25 protein-coding genes are annotated in these 24,917 nt (G+C 56.7%); 19 read left to right on the forward strand and 6 right to left on the reverse strand.

Going from position 1 to position 24,917, the window contains the following annotated elements; all coding sequences use genetic code 11:
• The first annotated feature begins 67 nt into the window (after nucleotides 1-67).
• From nifK to RBB62_RS00695, 17 genes are all read left to right on the forward strand, one after another.
• Nucleotides 68-1,441, forward strand: coding sequence for a nitrogenase molybdenum-iron protein subunit beta (nifK, locus tag RBB62_RS00615; protein WP_309395990.1), 1,374 nt, complete (start codon nucleotides 68-70; stop codon nucleotides 1,439-1,441).
• Between the two features lie 128 nt (nucleotides 1,442-1,569).
• Complete coding sequence (locus tag RBB62_RS00620) at nucleotides 1,570-2,076, forward strand: ferritin (RefSeq protein WP_309395992.1); 507 nt, start codon at nucleotides 1,570-1,572, stop codon at nucleotides 2,074-2,076.
• Between the two features lie 21 nt (nucleotides 2,077-2,097).
• Nucleotides 2,098-3,534, forward strand: a complete 1,437-nt coding sequence (nifE, locus tag RBB62_RS00625; RefSeq protein ID WP_309395994.1) for a nitrogenase iron-molybdenum cofactor biosynthesis protein NifE — start codon at nucleotides 2,098-2,100, stop codon at nucleotides 3,532-3,534.
• Entirely contained in the window at nucleotides 3,531-4,946 is a 1,416-nt protein-coding gene (locus RBB62_RS00630) for a nitrogenase component 1 (protein ID WP_309395996.1), read from the forward strand. Before nifE ends, RBB62_RS00630 begins: the two co-directional genes overlap by 4 nt.
• A 27-nt stretch (nucleotides 4,947-4,973) precedes the next feature.
• The gene (locus RBB62_RS00635) at nucleotides 4,974-6,299 is read left to right on the forward strand and encodes a radical SAM protein (protein WP_309395998.1); all 1,326 of its coding nucleotides are present in this window, start codon (nucleotides 4,974-4,976) and stop codon (nucleotides 6,297-6,299) included.
• A gap of 100 nt (nucleotides 6,300-6,399) precedes the next feature.
• Nucleotides 6,400-6,708: a (2Fe-2S) ferredoxin domain-containing protein gene (locus RBB62_RS00640; protein WP_309384447.1), complete on the forward strand. Its 309-nt coding sequence runs from the start codon at nucleotides 6,400-6,402 to the stop codon at nucleotides 6,706-6,708.
• A gap of 7 nt (nucleotides 6,709-6,715) precedes the next feature.
• Nucleotides 6,716-7,870 (forward strand): homocitrate synthase/isopropylmalate synthase family protein, encoded by a 1,155-nt coding sequence (locus RBB62_RS00645; RefSeq protein ID WP_309396000.1) that lies wholly within the window; start codon nucleotides 6,716-6,718, stop codon nucleotides 7,868-7,870.
• Nucleotides 7,867-8,385 (forward strand): hypothetical protein, encoded by a 519-nt coding sequence (locus tag RBB62_RS00650; RefSeq protein ID WP_309396002.1) that lies wholly within the window; start codon nucleotides 7,867-7,869, stop codon nucleotides 8,383-8,385. Before RBB62_RS00645 ends, RBB62_RS00650 begins: the two co-directional genes overlap by 4 nt.
• A gap of 12 nt (nucleotides 8,386-8,397) precedes the next feature.
• On the forward strand, nucleotides 8,398-8,856 hold the full coding sequence (locus RBB62_RS00655) for a flavodoxin family protein (RefSeq protein WP_309396004.1): 459 nt from the start codon (nucleotides 8,398-8,400) through the stop codon (nucleotides 8,854-8,856).
• 34 nt (nucleotides 8,857-8,890) lie between these two features.
• Nucleotides 8,891-12,469: a pyruvate:ferredoxin (flavodoxin) oxidoreductase gene (nifJ, locus tag RBB62_RS00660; RefSeq protein WP_309396006.1), complete on the forward strand. Its 3,579-nt coding sequence runs from the start codon at nucleotides 8,891-8,893 to the stop codon at nucleotides 12,467-12,469.
• 3 nt (nucleotides 12,470-12,472) lie between these two features.
• Nucleotides 12,473-13,300, forward strand: a complete 828-nt coding sequence (locus RBB62_RS00665) for an NAD(+)--dinitrogen-reductase ADP-D-ribosyltransferase (RefSeq protein ID WP_309396008.1) — start codon at nucleotides 12,473-12,475, stop codon at nucleotides 13,298-13,300.
• On the forward strand, nucleotides 13,300-14,253 hold the full coding sequence (locus RBB62_RS00670) for an ADP-ribosylglycohydrolase family protein (RefSeq protein WP_309396010.1): 954 nt from the start codon (nucleotides 13,300-13,302) through the stop codon (nucleotides 14,251-14,253). The genes RBB62_RS00665 and RBB62_RS00670 overlap by 1 nt, the downstream gene beginning before the upstream one ends.
• A 168-nt stretch (nucleotides 14,254-14,421) precedes the next feature.
• Nucleotides 14,422-14,736: an ElaB/YgaM/YqjD family protein gene (locus tag RBB62_RS00675; RefSeq protein ID WP_309396012.1), complete on the forward strand. Its 315-nt coding sequence runs from the start codon at nucleotides 14,422-14,424 to the stop codon at nucleotides 14,734-14,736.
• 4 nt (nucleotides 14,737-14,740) lie between these two features.
• Complete coding sequence (locus tag RBB62_RS00680; protein WP_309396014.1) at nucleotides 14,741-15,118, forward strand: phage holin family protein; 378 nt, start codon at nucleotides 14,741-14,743, stop codon at nucleotides 15,116-15,118.
• Nucleotides 15,085-15,405 (forward strand): hypothetical protein, encoded by a 321-nt coding sequence (locus RBB62_RS00685; RefSeq protein WP_309396015.1) that lies wholly within the window; start codon nucleotides 15,085-15,087, stop codon nucleotides 15,403-15,405. Before RBB62_RS00680 ends, RBB62_RS00685 begins: the two co-directional genes overlap by 34 nt.
• A 55-nt stretch (nucleotides 15,406-15,460) precedes the next feature.
• The gene (locus RBB62_RS00690) at nucleotides 15,461-16,948 is read left to right on the forward strand and encodes a cryptochrome/photolyase family protein (protein ID WP_309396016.1); all 1,488 of its coding nucleotides are present in this window, start codon (nucleotides 15,461-15,463) and stop codon (nucleotides 16,946-16,948) included.
• Nucleotides 16,949-17,259: 311 nt separating this feature from the next.
• Nucleotides 17,260-18,186, forward strand: coding sequence for a UDP-2,3-diacylglucosamine diphosphatase (locus tag RBB62_RS00695; RefSeq protein WP_309396018.1), 927 nt, complete (start codon nucleotides 17,260-17,262; stop codon nucleotides 18,184-18,186).
• 506 nt (nucleotides 18,187-18,692) lie between these two features.
• Here the strand turns inward: RBB62_RS00695 and RBB62_RS00700 are convergent.
• From RBB62_RS00700 to RBB62_RS00725, 6 genes are all read right to left on the reverse strand, one after another.
• On the reverse strand, nucleotides 18,693-19,088 hold the full coding sequence (locus RBB62_RS00700) for a hypothetical protein (protein ID WP_309396020.1): 396 nt from the start codon (nucleotides 19,086-19,088) through the stop codon (nucleotides 18,693-18,695).
• A 121-nt stretch (nucleotides 19,089-19,209) separates the two neighbouring features.
• The gene (locus tag RBB62_RS00705; RefSeq protein ID WP_309396021.1) at nucleotides 19,210-19,689 is read right to left on the reverse strand and encodes a YcxB family protein; all 480 of its coding nucleotides are present in this window, start codon (nucleotides 19,687-19,689) and stop codon (nucleotides 19,210-19,212) included.
• Nucleotides 19,686-20,039: a hypothetical protein gene (locus RBB62_RS00710; RefSeq protein ID WP_309396023.1), complete on the reverse strand. Its 354-nt coding sequence runs from the start codon at nucleotides 20,037-20,039 to the stop codon at nucleotides 19,686-19,688. Before RBB62_RS00710 ends, RBB62_RS00705 begins: the two co-directional genes overlap by 4 nt.
• 375 nt (nucleotides 20,040-20,414) lie before the next feature.
• The gene (locus tag RBB62_RS00715; RefSeq protein WP_309396025.1) at nucleotides 20,415-20,900 is read right to left on the reverse strand and encodes a GNAT family N-acetyltransferase; all 486 of its coding nucleotides are present in this window, start codon (nucleotides 20,898-20,900) and stop codon (nucleotides 20,415-20,417) included.
• Nucleotides 20,901-21,255: 355 nt separating this feature from the next.
• Complete coding sequence (locus RBB62_RS00720; protein ID WP_309396027.1) at nucleotides 21,256-21,927, reverse strand: LysM peptidoglycan-binding domain-containing protein; 672 nt, start codon at nucleotides 21,925-21,927, stop codon at nucleotides 21,256-21,258.
• A 263-nt stretch (nucleotides 21,928-22,190) separates the two neighbouring features.
• Complete coding sequence (locus RBB62_RS00725; RefSeq protein WP_309396028.1) at nucleotides 22,191-23,546, reverse strand: NCS2 family permease; 1,356 nt, start codon at nucleotides 23,544-23,546, stop codon at nucleotides 22,191-22,193.
• Between the two features lie 64 nt (nucleotides 23,547-23,610).
• Between RBB62_RS00725 and RBB62_RS00730 the strand changes: the two genes are divergently transcribed.
• Together RBB62_RS00730 and RBB62_RS00735 are read left to right on the forward strand one after the other, a co-directional pair.
• Complete coding sequence (locus RBB62_RS00730) at nucleotides 23,611-24,573, forward strand: D-2-hydroxyacid dehydrogenase (RefSeq protein WP_309396030.1); 963 nt, start codon at nucleotides 23,611-23,613, stop codon at nucleotides 24,571-24,573.
• 4 nt (nucleotides 24,574-24,577) lie between these two features.
• Nucleotides 24,578-24,910 carry a hypothetical protein gene (locus tag RBB62_RS00735; protein ID WP_309396032.1) on the forward strand — a complete coding sequence of 111 codons (333 nt, stop codon included), beginning with the start codon at nucleotides 24,578-24,580 and terminating at the stop codon, nucleotides 24,908-24,910.
• The last annotated feature ends 7 nt before the right edge of the window (nucleotides 24,911-24,917 follow it).

The raw sequence follows: 24,917 nt of genomic DNA on the forward strand, positions 1-24,917 counted from the left end.
TCATTCGGACTTCTTAATTCCTCATTTTAATCAAAACAAAGAGTAGAACATTCAATAAGCATTTCCCATGTTAGAAGGAACTACGGCAGAAATTCGGGAGCGCAAAGCACTGCGCGTCAACCCGGCCAAGACCTGTCAGCCCATTGGCGCAATGTATGCATCCCTGGGCGTCAACAAGTGCATGCCGCACTCTCACGGGTCTCAAGGCTGCTGCGCATATCACCGCAGCCACCTGACCCGCCACCACAAAGAACCTGTAGTGGCCACCACCAGCTCGTTCACAGAAGGCGCCTCCGTTTTCGGCGGTCTCGCCAACCTGAAGACCGCGCTGAACAATATCTTCAGCATCTACGATCCTGAAGTGGTGTCCGTCCACACGACTTGCCTTTCTGAAGTTATCGGCGACGACATCCCGATGATTATCAAGAAGTCGATCGAAGACGGTATCATCCCGGAAGGTAAGACGGTTATCCACGCGAACACACCGAGCTTTGTCGGCAGCCACGTGACTGGTTTTGCTAACCAGTGCAAGGCCTTCGTCGATTACTTCGCGGAGTCCACTGGCGAAACCAAGAATGTAGTCAACATCTTCCCCGGCTGGGTTGAGCCCGCAGACATGCGCGAACTCAAGCGCCTGGCGGACGGTGTGGGTGTGGAATACATCATGGCGCCGGATACCTCCGACGTGCTCGACAGCCCGCTCGATGGTGAATACCACATGTATCCGGATGGCGGCGTAACGGTTGCCGAACTCAAGGCTACCGGTGACAGCTTCCTGAGCGTGGGTCTTGGCCCGTTGGCCAGCACCTCCGCAGTGGAGTCGCTCGAAAAGAAGTGCAAGGTGCCCAGCAAGGTGCTCGAGCTTCCGATCGGCGTTCAGGCCACCGACGCATTCATCGACGCCCTGCGTCTCGCCGGCGACACCTCCGTCCCGTCCGAGATCGAGAAGGAGCGCGGCCGCCTGGTCGACATGATGAGCGACATGAGCCAATACACGCACGGCAAGAAGGTAGCGATCTTCGGCGACCCGGATCACCTGGTCAGCATGGTTAGCTTCCTCGTCGAACTCGGCATGGTTCCGGCCATCGTCGTCACCGGAACCCCTGGTAAGAAGTGGGAAAAGAAGATGAAGGAAATCATAGATCCGGTCAATGAAGACTGCGTGATCAAAGCCTTCAGCGATATCCATTACCTCCACCAGTGGATCAAGGCCAATCCGGTCGACCTGCTCATGGGTAACACCTACGGCAAGTTTGTTGCCAAGACGGAAGATGTTCCCTTCGTCCGCTTCGGCTTCCCGATCATGGACCGCGTTGGTCACCGCGCCTTCCCCACCGTTGGTTACCAAGGCGGCATGCGCATCCTCGAGAAGATCACTGATGCCTTCTTCGACAAGCGCGACCGTGAAGATCCGGACCACGAAATTGAATTAGTCCTGTAGTTAGTAAGCAAGAATACAGCCAAAGGGGTGCGGACCGTTGACGGGATTCGGCGTCCGCACCCCGTTACCCCAAAACTTTTTTCAAATAATATATCGCAGCAGAGTAAACACCACCAACGAACGATTCTATGAACCCAACGATTAAAAAAGCGCTCAACGATCAGGCTAACCACGAGCTTTTCGCCGCGCAGTCTTACTTCACCATGGCCCTCTGGTGCCAGGACAAGGACTACGCAGGTTATGCCGAGTTTTTCTTCAAACAAGCTGAAGAAGAGCGCGAACACGCTGACAAGTTCTTCGGTCACTTGGCTGACCGCGGCGTCCTGCCCGAAGTTTCCGCCATGGAAGCGCCAAAGGCAGACTTCAAGAAGCTGCTCGATGTCGCCCAGCACGCTGAAACCCTTGAGCGCTACAACACCGAAGCGATCCATCGTTGCTACGAAATATCGCTCGAAGTGAAAGATTACTACGTCCAGCCCCTCCTGCTCAAGTTCATCGAAGAGCAAGTCGAAGAAGAAGCCTGGACGGGCAGCATGGTTACCCTAACGCGTCGCGCCGAATGCTCCGGTGCCTCTTACAACCTGGACCGCCACATTGTAAAGACACTCACCTCACCTGAAGCAGTAGAACTCTAAACCAAATAGAACAATACCATCATGGACTCCGCAACCACACCTGATGCTATCCACGTTCTCGACGACCGGACTGACCAAGTCTGGACCAAAGGTTCAGGCAAGGCATTTAAATGCGACACTAAAAGTACGGCCGGTTCCGTCACGCAACGCGCTTGCGCGTTCTGTGGATCTCGTGTGGTCTTGTATCCCATCGCCGACGCCCTGCACATCGTTCACGGGCCCATCGGCTGCGCCGTTTACAACTGGGATATCCGCGGCGCCCTTTCCTCTGGATCCCAACTTCACCGCAACAGCTTTTCGACCGACTTGGCCGAAAAGGAAGTGGTGTTCGGCGGGGAACAGAAGCTCGAAAAATCCCTGCTCGAGCTGATTGAGTTCTATAAGCCAAAAGCGGCTTTCGTATATTCCACCTGCATAGTAGGGCTGATCGGCGACGATGTAGAACGCATTTGCAAGAGTGTGTCCCGCAAGTCCGGCATCGACGTGATCCCCGTCGATTCGCCGGGCTTCAAGGGGACAAAGAAGAGCGGCTACCAAGCCGCTTGTGAAGCAGCGTTCCGCCTGGTCGGCACGGGTGATACGTCCGACATTAAGCCCTACAGCATCAACCTGCTCGGCGAGTTCAACATCGCCGGTGAAGCATGGATGATCAAAGAATATTTTGAGCGGATTGGCATTCAGGTAGTTGCCACGATCACCGGCGATGGTCGCGTAGATGACCTTCGCCGGTGTCACGGCGCCTCGCTCAATCTGGTGCAGTGCTCCGGGTCGATGACCCACCTGTCGAAGCTGCTCAAGCAGCACTACGACATCCCATCCGAGCGCGTTTCCTTCTTCGGATTCGAAGACACCGCACGCGCCATTTACACCGCTGCCGAGCACTTCGGCGACCCCGAGCTGATGGAGCGCGCGCAAGAGCTCGTCCGCACCGAGATCGCGAAATACGCGCCGCAGCTCAAGCAATACAAGAAGCAGCTCAAGGGGAAGAAAGCCGCGCTCTACGTTGGCGGCGCCTTCAAGGCCTTCTCCCTGGTGCTCGCCCTGCGCGCCCTGGGGATGAAGACGGTGCTCGCCGGTACGCAAACGGGCAGCGCCGAAGACTACGAGCAGCTCAAGGAAATCTGCGATCCCGGCACGGTGATCGTCGATGACTCCAACCCGTTGGAGCTCGCGAAGTTCGTCCTCGAAAAGGATGTCGACCTCTTTATCGGCGGGGTCAAAGAGCGCCCCATCGCCTTTAAAATGGGCGTTGCCTTCTGCGACCACAACCACGAGCGCAAGATCCCGCTCGCCGGTTTCGAAGGCATGCTGCACTTCGCGGACGAAGTCGCCCGCAGCGCTTGCAGCCCGGTCTGGCAATTTGCCCCGCGCCGCGCGCAGGCAAAAGCATTTTTAGACTCTGCATCGCAGAGTGACTTTGCAACAGAAAGCACAACTACGGAAGGAGGCAAGGCATGAGCTGCAACTGCAAACAAGGCAACCCGGACATCATGACCGCTGACGGCGATTCGCCGGAAGCAGCACTGCCCGCCGCCGCCACCCGTAACGCATGCAAACTTTGCAGCCCTCTGGGAGCCGCGATGGTTTTTAAGGGCATTCGTGGTTGCTTGCCGTTCCTGCACGGCTCCCAGGGCTGCGCCACTTATATTCGTCGTTACATGATCAGCCACTTCCGCGAGCCGGTGGACATCGCGTCCTCCAGCTTCTCGGAAGATGATGCGATCTTTGGCGGCGAAAAGAATTTCACTGCCGGCGTCGAGAATGTAATTCGTCAGTATCAGCCAGAAATGATCGGCGTCGGCACCACTTGTTTGTCCGAGACCATCGGCGACAACATGCTCGGCATGATTAAGAAATACCAGGATTCGCATGCCGGCAAAGGCCCGCCCCTAGTGCACGTTTCCACGCCGTCCTACACCGGCACGCACAGCGATGGCTACTACGCGGCGATCAAGGCCGTCGTCCAGCACTTCGCCAAGCCGCTGCGGGTGACAATGCCGCGCCTGGTTAACGTGCTGCCCGCCATGATGTCCTGCGAAGACCTGCGCTACCTGCGCGAAGTCTGCGCGATGTATGAACTCGACGCCACCATCCTGCCCGACTACAGCACCACGCTGGAAGGCGGCAGCTGGGAGATGTATCACCGCATCTCGCCCGGCGGCGTGACCATCAACGACATCGAGGAAATGGGAGCCGCAACCGCCACTCTTGAGATCGGCCACACGCAAGCCAACAACAAGGACAGCGCTGGCCACTGGATGGAAAAAGAGCGCGGCGTGCGTCTCGACTCCGTGGGCTGGCCCATCGGCATTCGCTTGAGCGATGAGTTCTTCGCCGCGATGTCTTTGATCGCCAACCGTCCGATGCCTGACCAAATCGCACTCGACCGCGGCCGTCTGGTCGATGCCTACATCGACGCGCACAAATACGTCGCTGGCAAGAAGGTCGCGATCTACGGAGAGCCCGATCTGGTCATCGGTCTGGCGTCCTTCCTCAGTGAGATCGGCATGCGCCCGGTCATCTGCGCAACCGGCGCGAAAGTCAAAGGCTGGCGCGAACTGGTCACCGCGGAAATCCAAGGCGGCTGCAACGACGTCGAAACGATCCACGGCGCTGACCACGCTAAGATTTCTGAACGCGCCCGCGAACTGAAGCCCGACCTGCTCGTTGGCTCCAGCAAGGGCTACCCTCTGGCGCGTGAATTGAAAATTCCGCTCATGCGCATCGGCTTCCCGATCCACGACCGCTTCGGTGGCCAGCGTATCTTGAGCGTGGGTTACCGCGGCGCGCTGGAGCTTTTCGACATGGTCGTCAACGCGCTGATGGAGAGCAAACAGGAGAATTCAGAAACCGGATACAGCTACTTATAACACTTAACTTTTTAGGGGGATAAAAAAATGAATGAAGCAACCACACCACCACTCGCAGCGCCCGAACCAAGCGCTATCAATTTAGACAACCACCCGTGCTTTAACAAGGACGCGTGTTCCAGCTACGGCCGCATTCACTTGCCGGTCGCTCCGAAGTGCAACATCCAGTGCAACTACTGCAACCGCGATTTTGACTGCGTCAACGAAAGCCGCCCTGGCGTTACCTCAAGCGTGCTTTCGCCGGGCCAGGCGCTGACCTATCTCGGTAAGGTTATGGACTCGCGTGACGACATCGCCGTAGTCGGCATCGCCGGACCGGGTGACCCATTTGCCAACCCCGAGGCGACGATGGAAACCTTCCGCCTCGTCCGCAAGAATTACCCGAAGATGATCCTTTGCCTGTCCACCAACGGACTGGGCCTGACCGAAGATTACGTGAAGGAACTTGCCGAGCTGCAAGTCAGCCATGTGACGATCACCATGAACGGTACCGATCCCGAAATAGCGGGCAAGGTCTACGCCTGGGCGCGCCACAACAAACGCATTTATCGCAACCGACAAGCCGGCGAACTGATGATCGAAAAGCAACTGCAGGCCATCAAGTGGATCAAGCAGTATGGCATGATCGCCAAGGTCAATTCCATCATCGTGCCTACGGTCAATGACGAGCACATCCCGGAAATTGCGAAGACCGTTTCGGATCTCGGTGCGGACATCATGAACTGCATTCCGCTGCTCCCGACGGCCGAGACCGCCTTCGAACATTTGCCCGAGCCCGACGCCAAGATGCGTTTCGCGCTCCGCGTCAAGTGCGGCGAGCACATGAACCAAATGACGCACTGCGCACGCTGCCGCGCCGACGCGGTGGGTCGCCTGGGGCAGCAAAACACCGAAGAGATTCAAGACCTGATCAAGAGCTGTGCCCGCCTGCCGCTCAACCCACATGAGTCGCGCCCATACGTGGCGGTGGCTACCCGCGAGGGCATGCTGGTCAATCAGCACCTTGGCGAAGCGCGCCAGTTCACGCTGTTCGCGATCGATCCGGAAGACGAAGAGGAATTCATCACGGTGGATACCCGCATGGCTCCGGCGCCGGGTGGCCGGGACGACCGCTGGGCCAGCCTCGGCGAAACGCTCAAGGATTGCCGTGCAGTGCTCGTTAGCGCTGCGGGCTCCACACCGAAGCAGTCGCTGAGCGACACCGGCATCCAGGTCATCGAAATGGAAGGCATGATCGAAGCCGGCCTGATGCACCTCTTCCATGGCGCCGAACTTCCGCCCAGCCTCAAGCGCAGCTTCCAAGGTTGTGGCATGGGCATCACCTGCGGCGGCGACGGCACTGGCTGCGGTTAAACTGAAATGATGAATGAAGAATTCAGAATGATGAAAGCCAACGACTGAACATTTCCCAAATTAATGAAGCACTAAGAACCAAGAACAAAAGCACTTAAAAATGAACAAACCAGAACACCACCTCTTCATCTGCGGCAGCGCCCGCGCCTCCGGCGAGCTCAAGGGAGTTTGCTGCAACAAGGAGTCGATCAACCTACTCTCCTACGCTCAGGGCGAAGTCCAGGACCGTATGCTCAACGGCGTGGAAATCTCCATGACTGGCTGCCTCAACATGTGCACCCGCGGTCCGGTTGTCATCGATTATCCCAGCGGCCGTTTCTACGAGAAGGCTACTGAAGAGCTGATCGACGAAATTCTCGACGCTATCGAAGACGGCGAAGTCTGCGAAACCAACCTCATCGAAGACTAATCACGCCATGAAAATTAAGAACACAACAAGCCCCTACCTGATTGACACAACGCTGCGCGACGGCGAGCAGGCGGCGGGCGTTGTGTTCACTCTGGCCGAAAAGCTGAGCATTGCCCGCATGCTAGCCGCAGCGGGCGTGCCAGAACTGGAGGTCGGGATACCGGCGATGGGCGACCGCGAAGTTTCGCACATCGAAATCATCGTCAACGAACAACTGCCGTGCAAAATTCTTACCTGGGGCCGCGCGTCGATGATCGACCTTGCGGCGGCCGCCCGGACCGGCGCGCACGGTTTTCATTTTTCACTGCCGGTCAGCCAATCTCATCTTAGCGCTTGGAATAAGAACAAGGAATGGGTTTTCAAGTCGCTACATGAGTTGGCGAAGGAAGCCAAATATCACTTCGAGTATTTCTCAGTTGGAGCGCAAGACGCTTCCCGCGCGGACATCGGTTTCCTGCGCGAGTTCTTGAAGGAAGTCGAACTTTGCGGCGCAAAGCGAGTGCGCATTGCCGACACGGTGGGTAAACTTAATCCACTGACCACGCTGGAGCTTTTTAAGTCATTGCGCGACGCGACGGAAATCGATATCGAGTTCCACGGGCACAACGATTTAAGCATGGCGGTGGGCAACACCGTGAGCGCATTTTTGGGCGGCGCCAATTGCGCCAGCGTCACCGTAAATGGATTAGGCGAACGGGCCGGCAACGCCGCGCTGGAAGAAGTCGCCATGGCGCTGAAGCATTCGGCGGACATTACCCTGCCGCTCAATTTTAAATACTTCACGGACCTCAGCGAGCGGGTGGCCACTGCATCGGGCCGCCGCTTGCGCCCGGACAAGCCGATCACGGGGGAAGCGAGTTTTTTGCATGAGTCCGGTATCCACTGCCGCGGGCTCATTGAAAACCGCGAGACCTACGAAACGGTATCTCCGGAAGAAGTTGGTCGTGGCTCCACGGAGTTTATCATCGGCCGTCACAGTGGGTCAGCCAGCTTGGCTCATGTCGCCGCTCAAATGGGTATGCCGATCCCGCGCGATATCGCGGAGTCGCTATTACCTGAAGTGCGCCGGAAGTCCGAAGAATATGGACGCGGGCTGTCGAACTGCGAATTTCGCGACCTGCTGAATTCAACGCTTAACCATCTAACTTCAAAGATTGCATGAGCTTTTACATCTATCATCAAGAAGGTGATCGTTACCGAGTGGTTGCCCCAGTCAAATTGACTGGCCCCAAAGGAGTGCTGGCGCTTTATCTGCAATCCAAGGCAGATGAAGACACGCCGTTTGCTTGGCAACTTTCTGATGCAAAGTTAATCGAGCTGGCGGCGCCGGAGCTCGACCCAGCCGAGCACGTTATCGCGATCGACATGATGCCGGAAAGCCTCGTCGAGGTTTGCCTTTTTCGCGTGACCTTTATTCAAGGTGCCTCGGAATACGACGAAAGTGAAGTGGTCCTTGCTAGCAAGCTGTTGGAGCAGGGGAAGCTCACCACGACGGCTCAGCAATTTAAGAAAGACTTCACTATCACTCCCGGTGACCGCACACGACAGAGCCTCGAAGCTATGCGTCTGACGGGCGGCACCACCCGAGGAAATTATTTCTGGGCCAAGCCCAAAATGGACATCGGTGCGGCCGTGTGTCCCTCCACTCATAAACCGGCAGAAATGCTAACCAAATAACCAACGAATCTCATGAAACTTACAGTCCTCTACGGAACCGAAACCGGAAATTGCAAAGGCCTCGCCCAAAAGGTGGCGAAGAAAGGCCAAAAGAATGGCGTGGATGTCGATGTCCTGGATCTTGCCGACTACACGGTGGATCAACTGGCTGAAATTGATAACCCGGTGCTCGTCATCATCTCGACTTGGGATGAAGGCGCTCCGCCGCCCAAGTGTGTGCCCTTCGTCACTTCGCTGCTCGAGAGCTCGGCTGATCTTTCCAAAATGAAATACAGCGTGCTCGCTCTCGGCGACAAGGAATACATGCAGTTCTGCGAATGCGGCAAGCAAGTCGACGCGAAGCTCAAGGAGCTGGGCGCCGAGTGTGTGCTTGAGCGCAAGGACCTCGGTGCGGACTACCTGGTCGATTACATTGGCTGGTCCAAGTCCTTCTGGAAGACCATGGCCAAGGTATATGGCGTGGCCGCTTAACTCTCAAAATTTTAACATTTAAACTTATACGATCATGAACGCCGCAGTCACCGCCTCGCGGAAAACCGTGGACGCCAATGAGGCGGTTGCCTCCGTGGCTTACCGTCTCAGCGAACTCATCTCCATTTATCCGATCACGCCATCCACACCGATGGCTGAGCTCTGCGATGAATGGAGCGCCGCCGAAAAACCGAACCTGTGGAATGAGTCCCCGCAGGTTGTTCAAATGCAGAGTGAGGGCGGCGTTGCCGGTTCTTATCATGGCATCTTGATGGGCGGCTGCTTGTCCACGACGTTCACCGCGTCTCAGGGCCTGCTGCTCATGATCCCGGTCATGTATAAGCTGGCCGGCGAGCTGACGCCCACCGTCATGCACGTTTCGGCGCGCGCCATTGCCACGAATGCGTTGTCGATCTTCGGCGACCACAGTGACGTCATGGCCTGCCGCCAAACCGGCTTTGCGATGCTCGCCTCTAACTCCGTTCAGGAAGCGCAAGACATGGCCGCCATTGCGCACGCCGCGTCGTTGAAAACACGCCTGCCGTTCCTGCATTTCTTCGATGGCTTCCGCACCTCGCACGAGCTGAACTCGATTGAGCCGATCGCCGACGACGTGCTCAAGTCACTGCTCGACGAAGAATGCCTGGCCGCGTTTTATGATCGTGCCTTAACACCCGACAAGCCCACCGTTCGCGGCACCGCGCAAAACCCGGACACTTATTTCCAGGCGCGCGAAGCCGTTAACGAATACTACAAGGACGCGCCCGCCATCGTCCAGGAAGTCATGGACGACTTTGCGGCGAAGACCGGTCGCCAATACAACTTGTATGATTACTACGGCCACCCCGAAGCTGAGCGCGTCATCGTGATGATGGGCTCTGGCGTCGAAACCGCTGTGGAAACCTGCAACTGGATGAACGAAAAATATGGCGAGAAAGTAGGCGTAGTCGCCGTGCGCCTGTATCGTCCGTTCAAGACTGAGGACTTCCTCAAGTGCATCCCGCAAACGGTAAAGAGCGTTGCCGTGCTTGATCGCACCAAGGAGCCCGGCTCCATCGGCGAACCGCTTTACCTGGACGTGGCTCTCGCTATGCGCAAGGGCGTGCGTTGCCCCAATCAGTGCCGCGAAATCGATCCGGACATCGTTGGCGGTCGCTACGGCATCGGCTCGAAAGAATTCACGCCAGCGATGGTGAAGGCGGTTTACGACAACCTGCTCGCCGAGCGAGTGAAGGACCACTTCACCGTGGGCATTCAGGACGACGTTACCGATACTTCGCTCGACGTTGACCCGAAGTGGAAGATCGAATCCGGTAGCGCCAAGGCAGCGATGTTCTTTGGCTTGGGTTCGGACGGTACCGTCGGCGCCAACAAGAACACCATTAAGATCATTGGCGAAGCGACTGACCTGCACACGCAAGCTTACTTTGTTTACGACTCCAAGAAGTCAGGCGGCTTGACCACCTCGCACCTGCGTTTCGGGCCCGACCCGATCAAGGCACCTTACCTGATCGACCAGGCCGAGTTCATTGCCTGCCACCAGCCGCAGTTCCTGGGCCGCGTGGACATGCTCAGCCAGATCAAAGAGGGTGGGGTATTCCTGCTCAACTCGCCGCTCGCGCCGGAAGATGTCTTCTACAAGCTGCCGGCTGAAGTTCAGCAAACGCTGATCGAAAAGCGCGTGAAGTTCCACGTGATCGACGCCTACAAAGTCGCGGGTGAGGTTGGCATGGGTCGCCGCATCAACACGATCATGCAGGTCTGCTTCTTCGCGCTGACCGACCTTCTCGACACCGATGAAGCCATCGGCCTGATCAAGGGTGCCATTGAGAAAACTTACGGCCGCAAGGGTCCGAAGATCGTCGAAATGAACTGCGCCGCCGTCGATGGCGCATTGGCTCACCTGCACTCCGTCGTGGTGCCGCCAATTGCGACTGCCGCTCCGTTCGAAGTCAAATGGGTGCCCGATAATGCGCCGGACTTCGTGCAACGCGTCACCCGCACGCTGCTCGCCGGCCAAGGCGATCAACTGCCCGTCAGCGCATTCCCCGTGGATGGCACCTGGCCGTCGGCTACCTCGCAATATGAGAAGCGCCGCATCGCCTCGAAGATCCCGGTGTGGGACGCGACGGCTTGCACGCAGTGCAACAAGTGCAGCCTCTTCTGCCCGCACGCCGCGATCCGCCCGAAGGTTTACGACAAGAGCGAGCTCGAAGGCGCGCCCGCAGCATTCCGCAGCACGGACTTCAAGGGACCGAACGCGGATGGCAAGGGCTTCACGATCCAAGTCTTCCCCGAAGACTGCACCGGTTGCCAAGCCTGCGTCGAACTTTGCCCTGCAAAGGATGCCAATGGCCGCCGCGCCATTGAGATGGAAGACCTGCCGCCGATCCTCGAAGAGGAAAAGCAAAGCCTCGAATTCTTCCAGAAGATCGACGAGGAAGTCATCGATCCGAAGAAGGCCAGCCCGAAGAGCATCTCTCTGCGCCAGCCGCTTTTTGAATTCTCGGGCGCTTGCTCGGGCTGCACGCAGACTCCCTACATGCGGATTCTCACGCAGCTCTTTGGCGACCGACTGCTGATGGCCAATGCGACCGGTTGTTCCTCGATCTACGGCGGAAACTTGCCCACCACGCCTTACTGCACCGACAAGAACGGTCGCGGTCCGGCATGGGCAAACTCGCTCTTCGAAGACAATGCGGAATTCGGCCTCGGCTTACATCTCGCTGCGAAGCGCCGCACCGACATGGCGCGCGCCGCACTGAAAGCTTTGCGTGGCAAAGTAGACGCTGACCTCTGCGATGCAGTGCTCGAAGGCAAGGGCGACGTGATTACTCTGCGTGGCAAAGTTGAGGAGCTCGGCGAAGCACTCAAGAGCGTTGACGACCCGATGGCTTCCCGTGTCCTGCAGCACCTGGATTACCTCGTGGAGAAGTCCACCTGGATCGTCGGTGGTGACGGTTGGGCCTATGACATCGGCTACGGCGGCTTGGACCACGTTCTCGCCAGCGGTAACAATGTCAATGTGCTCGTGCTCGACACCGAAGTTTACTCCAACACCGGTGGCCAAGCCAGCAAGGCGACGCCGATCGGCGCGCAGGCTAAGTTTGCCGCTGCCGGTAAGGAGATGCCGAAGAAGGACCTTGGCCAGATCGCCATCAGCTACGGCGGCATTTACGTGGCGCAGATCGCACTCGGCGCGAACGAGCAACAAGCGCTCGACGTGCTCCGTGAAGCTGAGAGCTACGACGGCCCCTCGCTGGTCATCGCCTATGGCCCATGCCTTGCGCACGGTATCGACTTGGCGCACGGCCCGGCCCGTCAAAAGGCCGCAGTGGACACCGGTTACTGGCCGCTGTATCGCTTCGACCCGCGCAATGGCGCCAACGCCTTGCCCAAGATGCGTCTCGATTCGTTCGAACCATCCACGCCGGTTTCCGAATTCATGCAGCAGGAAAACCGCTTCCGCTCACTCCTCCGCTCCGATCCCGAGCGTGCAGGGGCGCTCCTCACCATGGCGCAAACCCAGGTGGACGAGCGTTGGAAGCAGTTGGAACGCTTGGCCGCGGCCGGCGAAGATGACGACGACGATGATGACGATGGTTGGGGGTAGTGCATGGCAGGAACCCCTTACCCCGAACAGTCAGCTAAGCCAAGTGGGCTAGCGTTGAACTTGTGCGATACTTCTCCGTGGCTCATTGCCTCGGAGGAGTTCAACGCCAACCCGACGCCCATTCAAATCGCCGGGGTTCGCACTGCGAACCGCGGCTTTTTCGCTAAGCTGCGCGACACGGAGGACCCGCAGCAGCGTGGTCAAATCTTCCACGACTACCTGGCCGTCACCTTCGGGCTGCACCTTTGGGAGCAGTACGCGGGCAAGGCTCGGAGCAGCTTGCGCAACAGCTATTTTCGCTACCTGCGCGGGTGGGAGGTCGACAGCAATCGCGAAGCCGCCGCCGTGCTCAAGAGCTGGGTGCAGAGCCGTTTTGGCATTGCGCCGACTTATCATCGCGGGCGTTTAACGCACAACCACGATGGCATGGAAGACCCACGTTTTGCTTACGACCGGATGAAAGGTTTGGCCATGACGAACGCCATTTTTTCGCAGCTGGATTTACTCTACGAGTATTGCCAATACGAGCTGGACCGACGCTGGCCGGGGCAACTGCATTGGGAGCTCTATCGCGGCACCAACGACCCGGAGGAGCACCCCGTGATCGACCGACGCGGCAAGCGCGAAAGCTGCGTGCGTTTAAACAACCTGGTCTCGTTTACCTCGGACCGGGAAAAGGCGTGGGAGTTTGGTTCAACCGTTTGGCGCAGCCAAATTCCGTTTTGCAAAATTGTATTTTTTAGCGGTCTTTTGCCGGACAGCTTGCTGAAAGGTGAAGACGAATACCTGGTGATCGGAGGGCATTACTGGGTGAAGGAGTTGTTGTTTTAATGAGAGAAGATTGGGAAACAGTTCGGGCCGGCATGCTCGGCCTGTTGGTGGGGGACGCCTGTGGGGTGCCGTATGAGTTTCACTGCGCCGCCGAGATACCGCCGTTCGAGCAAATCGAAATGACGCCGCCCAAAGGCTTTTTCCGGAGCTACGAACACGTACCGCCGGGCTATTGGTCGGATGACGGCGCGCAGGCGCTTTGCCTGTTTGCCACAATGATGGCTTGCGGCGCCTACCACCGGCATGACTTTGCCAACCGGCTTTTGCGTTGGCGCGACGAAGGTTACATGGCGGTGAAGGGCTACGTGTTCGACATCGGCAACCAGACCAGCGAAGCGCTGCTGCGGCTCAAGCGCGGCGCGATCACCTCGGACTCTGGGCTCAAAGGCGCGCGCAACAATGGTAACGGCTCGCTGATGCGTTGCTTGCCGCTGGCCTTGCTGCATGGCGGCAACGACGCGGACCTCGTCACCGATGCGCAACGCCAGTCGCGGCTCACGCACCAGCATGCGCGTTCGCAGATTTGCTGTGCGCTGTATTGCCTGTGGGCGCGTCGCGAGATCGAAGGGCATGTGAACCCCTGGGGCAGCGCGGTGGCGACGTTGACGCGCCTCTATCACGACGAGCCGGAGTTTCTCGAAGAGCTGGACAAACACATCAAGCCCTGCGACCGGCCAACATGCAAAGGCTCGGGTTACGTGGTCGACTCGCTGCATTCCGCGCTTCGTGCGTGCGAGGAGGATTCTTACGAAAAGGTGGTCCGCCGGGCAATCGCCCTGGGCAACGACACCGATACGACGGCCTGCCTCGCGGGTGGTATTGCGGGCATCCGTTATGGCGTGTCAGGCATTCCCAAACGATGGCTCGATGCGCTGCAAGGCATGGATATTTTGGCGGGCCTGGACTTGGTGCCGGAAGCGGAAGCGGCCGACGAGAATTCTTTGGTCGGCTAAATTTCGGCAGCGAATTCACGCTTCCCTGGTGGTCTTGCAATTGGCCAAGTCGAAAGGATAAACGATACCCAAGCCCCCGTATTTGACGACGAACCTTATATTTTGTACTGCAATGCGTTGATGAATCGGGTATCAATCAATCCGAAGAACTACCAACGGAAAATAACTATGCCTAAGAATGCTAATACCGCCACTAAATTCGCGGATGACCGTGCTAAACTCGTTGCCGATTTAAAACTGCTAATCGAGGACGCCAAAGTGCTGACTTCCGATGCTGGAGAGGCGACCACGGAGAAAGCCGAAGAATTGCGCGATCAATTGCAGGACGTCATGGCCAAGCTCAAGACCGAAGGTGAACAGGTTAAAGAGAAGGCAGTGGACACCAAGAACGATATCGAAAAATACATCAAGAAGAACCCCTGGCAGTCCGTCGGCATCGCTGTGCTTGCTGGCGTGGTGATCGACCGCATCATGCGTGACTAGCCTGATGAATCCGCTGGAATCCGCTACCTCCGTTGCCCAGACGTTGCTCCAGATGCTGGAGTCGCGCATCGAGCTGTTTGGGCTGGAATACCGCATGGAAAAGGCGCGTTTTACGGCCTTGGTGGGCGTTGCTTGCCTGGCCGCCGCGAGTCTGGTTCTGGCCGGGGTGGCGGGCATTGTTGGCTTGGCTATGGCGACGCCGGAGAGATATCAGTCACTGGTCATGGCCGCTGTCTGTGTTTTTTTCCTGTTACTGGTCGCCTTGTGTGCGGCGGCCGCCTATTACTTGATGGACCACAAGCGCACGCCCTTCATTGAAACCCGCCGAGAACTCCGCAAAGACGTCGAATGTTTATCTTCCGTCATGAAAAAGCAGAAATAGCGCGCCTCCAGGAGGAGATCAGCCGTGAGCGCACCAAGCTGGCGGCTGACACGCGTGAGCTGCTACCCCAAGCCAAGAAAGCCGCCGCAATGGGCAGCGCGGTCCTTGCGTTGCGGCGAATCGTACCGCTCTTGCGACCAGTGGTTGTGGCTGGGGCCCAGCGCTCTTTTAGCAAGCGTAGGCGGAAGCGTATCTTTAAACTGGTGGCCCTTGGCGCGGCCGCCTTTGGTGCCTATAAATTGCTAGGTAACGGAGAACACGCAGAAGACGCCACAGAAGAGGCCTAGTGCGGAATCCCGCGCGTGCATTTGCGACGAGCCACGAATTGGCTATCGGTAGCTTATGTCGACTGCTGCCCTGATCTACCCGCACCAGCTCTTTAGTAAACCACCCGCGCGGGACTGTCCGGTTTACCTGATCGAAGAGCCGCTGCTCTTTGGCACGGATCGCCGCTGGCCGCTAAATGTCCACCGTCAGCGCATCGTGCTCCACCGTGCCTCGATGCAGGCCTACCGCAAGGAACTGGAAGGCCGCGGGCGTGAAGTAACTTATGTGGATTTGCCCCGGGGCGGCAACAGTGATTCCGCCACCGTGCTCCGCGCAGCGATTCCTAAGGACGTCGAACGACTGGTGGTTTACGAGGTGCACGACGACGTCCTCAAACGCCGGCTCCAGCGCTTTGCCGAGGAGCGCGGCATCGAGCTTGTGGTGGAGCCCACGCCGGCCTTCGTCACGCCTGCGGAGTTTCTGGAAAAGCACACGGGTGCAGGCGTGAAGCAGCCCTTCATGGCGCGGTTTTACCAAGCCCAGCGCAAGCGCATGAACATCCTGCTGACCAGTGATGGAAAACCCGTTGGCGGGCAGTGGTCGTTTGACGCCGACAACCGCCAAAAGCTGTCCAAGGACTACCCCGTGCCCGACGCTCCACGCGCGCAGCGCAACCACTATGTGGACGACGCCATTGGGTGGGCCAATGAACGTTTCGCCGATAACTTCGGCTCGCTGGATCGCTTTGACTGGCCTGTCACCCGCGCCGCCGCGCTAAGCTGGTTGCAGGCCTTTCTCGATGAACGGCTGACGGATTTCGGCCCCTACGAAGACGCCATTTCCGGCCGCCACCGCGTGCTGTTTCACTCGGCGCTGACGCCTGCGTTGAATATCGGCCTGCTCACGCCGCAAGAGGTCGTTGACGCCGCGCTCGCACATGCCGAAAAGCGCGATACGCCGCTTAATTCACTGGAGGGCTTCGTGCGTCAGGTGATTGGTTGGCGTGAGTTCATGGCCGGCATTTACCGGCATCGCGGCGTCGAGATCCGCAACGGAAATTTCTGGAATTTTCGCCGCGAAATGCCCGCTTGTTTTTACGACGCCAGCACGGGCATCCCGGTGGTGGACGACGCCATCGCCCGCGTGCTTGAGCACGGCTACCTGCACCACATCGAGCGCCTCATGGTGCTGGGCAATTTCATGCTGCTGTGCCGCATCCACCCCGACGCGGTTTACCGCTGGTTCATGGAGCTCTTCGTCGACGCCTACGATTGGGTGATGGTTCCGAACGTTTACGGCATGTCGCAGTTTGCCGACGGCGGCACGTTCACCACCAAGCCCTACCTCTCGGGCTCGAACTACATCCGCAAAATGTCGCGCTACGCCAAGGGCGACTGGTGCGCCACTTGGGACGGACTCTACTGGACCTTCATCGGCGACCACGAGGAAGTCTTTGCTGGCAACCACCGCATGTCGATGATGGCCCGCAGTTGGGACAAAATGGACGCCGCCAAGAAAGTTATTCACCGCCGCAACGCAGAGGCGTTTTTGGCGCAATTATAGCTCCTATAGTGGCTGTTGATAACTGGCGGTTTGCTTGAAAAATAGGACTCTCGTTGGTGATTAACTGACAATGGAAATGCTTATTGTGAATAAATAAAAGGCTGTTGATAAGCCTTTTATAAAGGATTTTTGTTTCCTGATTGGAAGATTGAGCCCCCATAGTTGAGACGAAAACCGCTGTTTTGTGTCGTTTTAAAGGCGTTGGGGTCACGCTGAGGTGAACAAGTTACGGGTTCGCACTTTGGCCTTTGACCGGCTTATTCACAGTTATTAACATTTGGGCCCCATAGAAGCTCAACGACGACTGAAATATGAAAAAGCCTGTCCTTAAATACAAGACGATCGTCCTTTCAGACGTTCACCTCGGCACGAATGATTGCAAGGCCGAGGAGGTGAACTTTTTCCTCAAACACACTCGCTGCGACAAGCTCATCCTCAACGGCGACATCGTCGACGGCTGGAGCCTGAAGCGAAAACTCAACTGGCAAAAGAGCCACACCTGGTTCATCCGCCGCATCCTTAAAATTGCCGAAAAGCGCAAGTCGGAGGTCATCTACGTGCGCGGCAATCACGACGACTTCCTGGCCGGCTACCTGCCGCTGATGTTCGACCGCCTACAGATTGTCGAAGAGCACATTCACCACGGCAAAAAGGGCGACTACCTCGTCGTCCATGGCGACTGCTTTGACGCCGTCACCACGCACTCGAAATTCATCTCGATCTTGGGTGACGTCGGCTACCAGCAGCTCCTGCGCATCAACCGCTTTTACAACAAGTGGCGCGCCTTCCGCGGCAAGGAATATTTCTCGCTGAGCAAGGCGATCAAGGCGAAGGTCAAGCAGGCCGTCAGCCACATTTCCGACTTCGAAAACCACCTTGAGGCCCTGGCGTCCAAACGCGGCTGCGTGGGCATCATCTGCGGCCACATCCACACGCCGGAAGACAAGATGATCGGCAACACGCACTACCTGAATTCCGGCGACTGGGTGGAGTCGCTCACGGCCCTCGTCGAGGACAAGCATGGCAACTGGGAAGTCCTCGACTACGGCGAGTTCTGCATCCGCCTGCACGAAAAGGCCGCCGTCGAATCGATGAAAACCCCGCTGCCACCCGTCCGCGGCGGCGAGGAAGTTGCCGTCGCCCAAGCCGACAGCAATGTCATCTGGCTCGACGAAATCGACGAAGAAGAACTCGCTGCTCCTGCCCCCGTAGCGAGCAGCGCGTCGATGCACTCGTAAGCAAGCAACCTGCGGTTGCATCCCTGCATTTGCGCATTGCGCAAATGACTAGCTGGCTGAATCAGGTAGTGGTTTAGCGATGCGATTGGCATCTATTCAGGCAAACACTCTCTCAATGCCGCTTTAGCCCATAGATGCCTATTCCGATGATTACACATCCGGGCAAGCTCCATATGACTGCCTTCACTCCATCAGCCCCGGAAATATCAAGCAGGGGATAGCCGAGCTTCAGCATAATACCCATTGCTAGCGGTAATGACGCCATAAAGACTCCAAATACGATAATCGCCCAACCTTTCATCGATGCGAGGGCTCTATCTCTCTGCTTCGCACGGCCTTCCTGCTCTGCATGCTTCCCGGTAGAAACCGAATAGCAATGCTCGGAACAAAAAACATCTCCGTTATGGAAGATGGTGTCCTTCGTGTTTGTGAGGCCACGGCTACAAATTTTACACCTTTCCATATCTAAATTCTTTAAAACTTCAAAGTGGCGCTCTGCGTTGGTGTTATTCGCACCACAATGGGTTGTATGATTCTTTCAGCAAGTATACTTTCAGCTCTGAAAGATTCTGAAAGCCAACTGTCACGACTTCTCCGCAGAATCCTTCGATCCCACAATAATTCTTTTTCGAAGTGTAGATATCTCCATCTGAAGTTCGAATAACTACCGCATCAAATCCAGCGCCACTACAACATGAGTGTTCGAGCAACACCGAAAAACTTTCTCCTGAAGGCAGACTTACGACTTCAATTCTTTGGTCCGCTTGATTTGTTTTCAGTAGTTCAATTGAATTTTCGATAAACCGATCAGCGCGACCTTGATTCCAGCAAACACCAGCGAAAATCGACCCACTCACTAGCAGAATGGAGGAGTATATGATGGCCTTGACTGACTTATTCATTACTTTCTCAGAGCGCTAAGAATGGGTGTGATGAATATGGTTTTCTGTGGTGGATCGGCTTGAGGGCTCTACGGCTTGGCGTGGACCAATCATGCCATTGTGTATGTCGCGCGAAGGCTGTTTATTGGGGGACTTTTGCTTGGATAAACTCCCGTGCTTCGGCTGCAAAAAAATCCTTGGGCAAACTGACGAGCGGGGTCTTGCCTTTGAGCAAGACGATGAAGCTGCCAATGTCTTTCATGCTTTCTATTTTATCCCAAGGAATCGTCCGGCTGGAGACAGAGCTCTGATAGCGGAGTTCGGTCTCATCAAGCTCAACTTTGACTTCGGCATCGCCCATGAGGCTCAGTTGAACTTGGCCATGCTTGAGTAAACTGAAGTAGGCTTTGACCCACATCAGCGAGCACACTAAGGTGACGCTAGATAGCGTAACCGGTAGCACCATGCCAAAGCCCGTGGGCGTGAAAAAGAGCGTCACCGAAAAGATGACCAGCAGCACGAGTGCGTAGCGCCGCTTGCCGAGCATCACCTTAAAAAAATACTGCTTCAAGGACTCCTGCTGCAGCGCCTCACTGACCGTATATGTAGTGGAGTAGTTCATGGCTGGGCGATGGAGGCGCTCTTTGGGGGGAAGAAGGATTTTCCTTTGATTGCCAGGAATACCCAAATCGCGATAGCAATGGCTGGGCCGACTGGTGGACTGATGAAGAGGAGCACCGAGTAGCCAATTAAAAACCAGAAAAGCCATTTGGCGCGGTAGTGATGCTTGGTCATCGCGACGAAGACCATGATCAAGCCCACCGTGGCTAAACCGCCGAGCATGGTGAAGAGCCCCGCGGGTATGTTGATTCCCAGGAAAATGATCAGGATTATGGCAAGGTTGGAGACCGCGAGTAGGATGACTCCATTCTTGGCCGTTCGTTTACCGTGGGTGGATGGCGTGTTTTGCATCGGTGTGTTACGGGCTTGTTGATTCGTTGGGAGACTTGGTTTTCACTCACGATGGCTTGGAGATGCCCGCGCGTCAAGATTGGTAATGATACAGCGCGGTTTGTTTTCACAAGTCCGCTCAGGCATCCCCATGCGGCGAAAACTGACTTAGCCCAGACGCGTCATACTCAGGGGCCGCAATTGCCTCTACCTCACCAGACAACGACACATGGAAAAAACAATCAGCGAACATCGATGCCGAGCTTAACGGCTAGGTATTGTTTTTGATCTATCATCGGTTGCCGGGTTGAGCAAGGGCTGGACCTGGCAACTTCATGTTATCTCTAGCCTTAGTGCGGAGCGCTGGCCGGAGTTATACGGCACGACTTGCTCTCACTATTTTTTGTTTAGTTCGATTCGATAGAAATCGTAGGTTTCATCCTCATCTGTCGGTGAAAGCGTGAATCCACTTCTGGCAAGCACTCCCACTGAATTCAGGTTAGCCTTTCGGACTCGCGCGAAAAGAGATCTATATCCTGCATCTTTCGCAATGGAGAGTAGAGCTATCACCGTGTTGGTCATACAGCCGCGATGACGCTCGCTAGCCCAATAGCCTATCTCTGATTTTTCAATGTCTGGTGCTTTAATGTCTATGGCGGCTGCCACTTCTCCAAGCTCCGTCACCAACAGAAAGACGAAGGAATGATTATTTTTCCATCCTTCGGCTCCACTTCTGAAGAAGCCTACGGAATTTTTTTCTTTATATGGTTCACCATCAAATAGTCTGCGGAAAAGCCAATCGTATATTTTCTCTTCATTGCATACTGAAACGAGTTGATCGTGGACAACTGGTGTGGACGCAACTTCATCGATGCGAGTCAAACGGTATTCCTCCTTCGTTAGGTGGTTCGTGACCGGAATAGAGATATGTCGGGGGAAATTTGGAGTCACTCTTATTTTGAGAATGCTAAGAAGTTGACCGTCTTGGAGCGCCGCAAGGCGCGGAATGACGGGTCAGCTATCTCGCATGGTTCGGTGTTTTGGGGAGCGGGAAGGTATTTGGGCGTGAAGCTGTCCTGCTACGGCAACCGACGTCGGCTCGGCAGGAGTAGTGTGGGCTGGTGCTGCGCTGGTTGTTTGAAGAGTTGGCGGCGTGGGATGCTGCGGGCGTCAAAAGACTCTAAGCAATGACACAGGGTTGTGTAGTCAGCCAGCATTCTGCTGGGACCGTAAATGGCTACTCGGCCGCGGGGATTTTAATTTTCTGGCCGACAGCGAGGCGGCGGGGGTCGACGTCGGGATTTGCCGTGAGGATGGCGGCCACGGTGACGTTGTATTGGCTGGCGAGCTTGGAGAAGGTGTCGCCGGAGCGAATCGTGTGCATGCGGGTTTCGGTGGAGACAACGGGCAGGCTGGAAGAGTCGTCGTCGCTCTCCGTCGTGGCGACGGGGAGGCGGTCTAGCGGCGTCGGGGTTGTGGTGGTTGGCGCGGCGGGGGCTGCCGGGCGACCGACTTGGTTGAGGGTGTCGATGAGTTCGGCGAGCTTGTCGGCATTGGTGTCGATCATGTCGCGGGTATTGATCATCTCCACTTTCACGTTGTTGAACGCGGTGTTGGTATCAGTCGCCTGTTTATTCAGGGTCGTTTTGTTGAATTCGATTTGGCTGATTGCGTCGGCGTATTTCTGTTCGAGGTCCGCAAGGCGGGTTTCAAGCCCTTCGGCCTTGGCCTGCATGGCCTTGAGGCTGGCATTGGCGTCGTCTGAGGCACCTGCGCCAGTGAGGCTGAAATACAGAGCGGCACCGCCCAGGAGCACACCGGCAAAGCCAATCAGCAGAGGGGCAATCATGCCGCCGCCACTAGCGGGCGTGCTGCTATCAAAGGACGAAAGATCGGAGTCAACAGACATATCAGCTTTAACGTAGAGCAGGCTTTGCCCCCAAATCAAGCTGCATGTGGCGGTTTGGCGGGCTTTAACCGTTTTTTAAGTGAGCCACGTTGCGAGTGTGGCTCGTTGAGTTTCTGTCATCAACCGCCTAAAAGTTTGCTTTAGATGCCATGAAAAGTGACTTTATGCTCTAGTGAAAGTGCATAAAAGTATCGTTTTAATTGGATCGAAATCTGCAAGTCGTTGTTTATCAGGTTGTATCGAAAATCCGCCAGAAATCGCCTTTAGAGCAGCGCAAAACCAACAAAAACGGCCGCAATGAGCCATGCGCCAATGGTTACTTCGCGGGCGCGGCCGACGAGCGCCATGAGGAGCACGTAAAAGATAATCCCCGCCATGATGCCGTGCGTGATGCTGAAGCTGAGTGGAATCAGCAGCGCTGTGAGGATTGCCGGGGCGACTTCGAGCAGGTCACGGTAGTTGATGTGTTTGAGGCCCTGCGCCATGAAGAGGCCCACCATGATGAGCGCGGGCGCGGTTGCCGCTGCGGGGACGATGGTCAGAACCGGCGTGAAAAACAGCGCGAGCAAGAAGCAGCAGCCGACGACAACGGACGTCAGGCCGGTGCGTCCGCCGGCCTCAATGCCCGTCGCGGACTCGATGTAGGCGGTGGTGGTGGATGTCCCGAACAGGGCGCCGCCAATGGTGGCCAGGGCGTCAGCCGTCAGGGCGCGATTGAGGCGCGGCATTTCGCCTTTTTCATTCATCAAGCCGCTCTGGCGCCCGAGGCCAATCAGCGTTCCCAGAGAGTCAAACAGGTCGATGATCAGCAGCGTGATGACCACGGGCAGCGCGGTTTGCCAGTGGCGGAATGGGTAGAGCCAATCCAGTGCGAGGAAGGTCTGGCCCATGCTGGCGGGTAGGCCGAAAAAGCCATCCGGCTTTTCAGTGATCGTGCCATCGCCGCTGGGGATCAGGAGCCCGAGGATGGTCAGCAAAATGATGGTCACGATGATCGCGCCAGGGAACTTGCGGACTGTTAACGCGCTCATGATGAGCAACCCGCCCAGTGCCATCAGTGGTGCCGGTTTCAGTATGTCGCCTTCGCTGACAAGGGTGAAGGGATTGTCGACGATGATGTTGGCGTTCTTCAGGCCGATGAAGGCGATGAAGAACCCGATGCCGCATTGAATGCCGATCTGCATGCAGTTGGGCAGGCTTTGGATGATCGCCTTGCGAATGCCAGAGATGGACAGGATCAGGAAGATGATGCCGTTCCAAAACACCATCGCCAGCGCGCCTTCCCACGGGACGCCCATGCCGACCACCACCACGCTCGCGAAGTAGCTGTTGATGCCCATGCCGGGCGCCTGCGCAATCGGATAATTCGTCAGCGCGGCCATTAGGAAGCAGCCCAGGGCAGCGGCCAGCGCGGTCACGCTGATCAGCCCCGCCAGCTCGAGGCCGGTCTTGCCGCCAGCGTGCAGGATGATCGGGTTGACGACCAGGATGTAGGCCATGGCCGCAAAGGTGGTCAGCCCCGCGAGGACTTCGCGGTTTACGGTGGTTCCCTCGGCCTGTAGTTTAAAGCAGCGCTCCAGCATAGTGACGTGTGTGCAAAAGTTGGGGCGTTTTGACATGCTTTTGCGCGGATGGCCAGACTTAGGTCTTGGACCGTGCCGCTTTCGACCTAACCTGTGTGGCATGAAGATCGTCATCCTCGATGCTGGAACTTTCTATTTTGAAGACGAACAACCCTGGCGCGCGTTGCGTCAATTTGGCGAGCTCGTCATCCACGAGCACACCGCGGCAAGCACGATCGTGGAACGCTGCGCCGGCGCCCAGATTGTGCTGACCAACAAGGTGCCCTTCAGCGCGGAAACGCTCCAGGCGCTGCCGGAGCTTAAGCTGATCAGCGTCTTGGCCACGGGCTACAACATCATCGACACCGCCGTCGCCAAGGCGCAAGGGGTGACGGTTTGCAATGGGCCGAGCTACAGCACGCAGTCCGTCGCGCAGCACACGCTGGCGCTGATTCTGGAGCTCTGCAACAACGTCGGTTTGCACAGCCAAAGCGTTCACGTGGGCGACTGGGTGAACAGCGAGGGATTCTGCTATTGGAAAAAGCCGCTCGTGCAGCTCGAAGGCGCGACGGTGGGCTTCGTTGGCTGGGGCGAGATCGGCCGCCGAGTCGGCGAGCAGGTCCGTGCCCTGGGTGCCAACGTCATCGCCTACACGCGTAGCCGGAAGGGTGCGCCGGAATGGGATGAAGGCTTTGCTTGGGCGGACCTTGACGAAGTTTTTGCCCAGTCGGATGTGATCTCTCTCCACTGCCCGCAGACTCCGGAAAACACCGGTCTCGTTAATCGCGAGCGTCTGGCGATGATGAAAGACACCGCTTATTTGGTTAACACCGCGCGCGGTGGCTTGATCGACGAAACCGCGTTGGTTGAGGCGTTGAAAAATGGCGTCATTGCCGGCGCCGCGCTGGACGTGGTTTCCAAGGAGCCGATGGCGGTGGACAATCCCTTGCTGGGCGCGCCGAACTGCCTGATCACGCCGCATGTGGCGTGGAGCAGCATGCCGGCCCGCCAAACCTTGCTCGACATTACTTTGAACAACATTCGGGCCTTCTTGGATGGCGAACCACAAAATGTTGTTCGGTAAAATAATGAATACTTTCAAAGCAGTCGCATTAACATTTGTAGCAACATCTCTTGCTGCTGGGTTCGGGCTTCGAAAGATCACCAACATTACCAGAGAAATAGATGAAGCGAAATTTAAAGCAGGCATCCTATGCCCTCTGATTAAAGCCACAGAATCGATCAATTCGGACCTCAGAGAAGGAAACAATGAGACGGCCAAAGAAAAAATTGAAGCAGTTGATACTGCACTTAAAGATCTGAATGAGACATTCCACAGTTTCGAGTTCTCTGGTCTTTCTGATCTAAACGAAGACTTTCAAAAAATTGAAAACCAAACCAGACCGAACAAGTCGCATTGATCAACGT

This window comes from Cerasicoccus maritimus, from assembly GCA_031296935.1.
GTDB classification, from domain to species: Bacteria; Verrucomicrobiota; Verrucomicrobiia; order Opitutales; family Cerasicoccaceae; genus Cerasicoccus; species Cerasicoccus maritimus.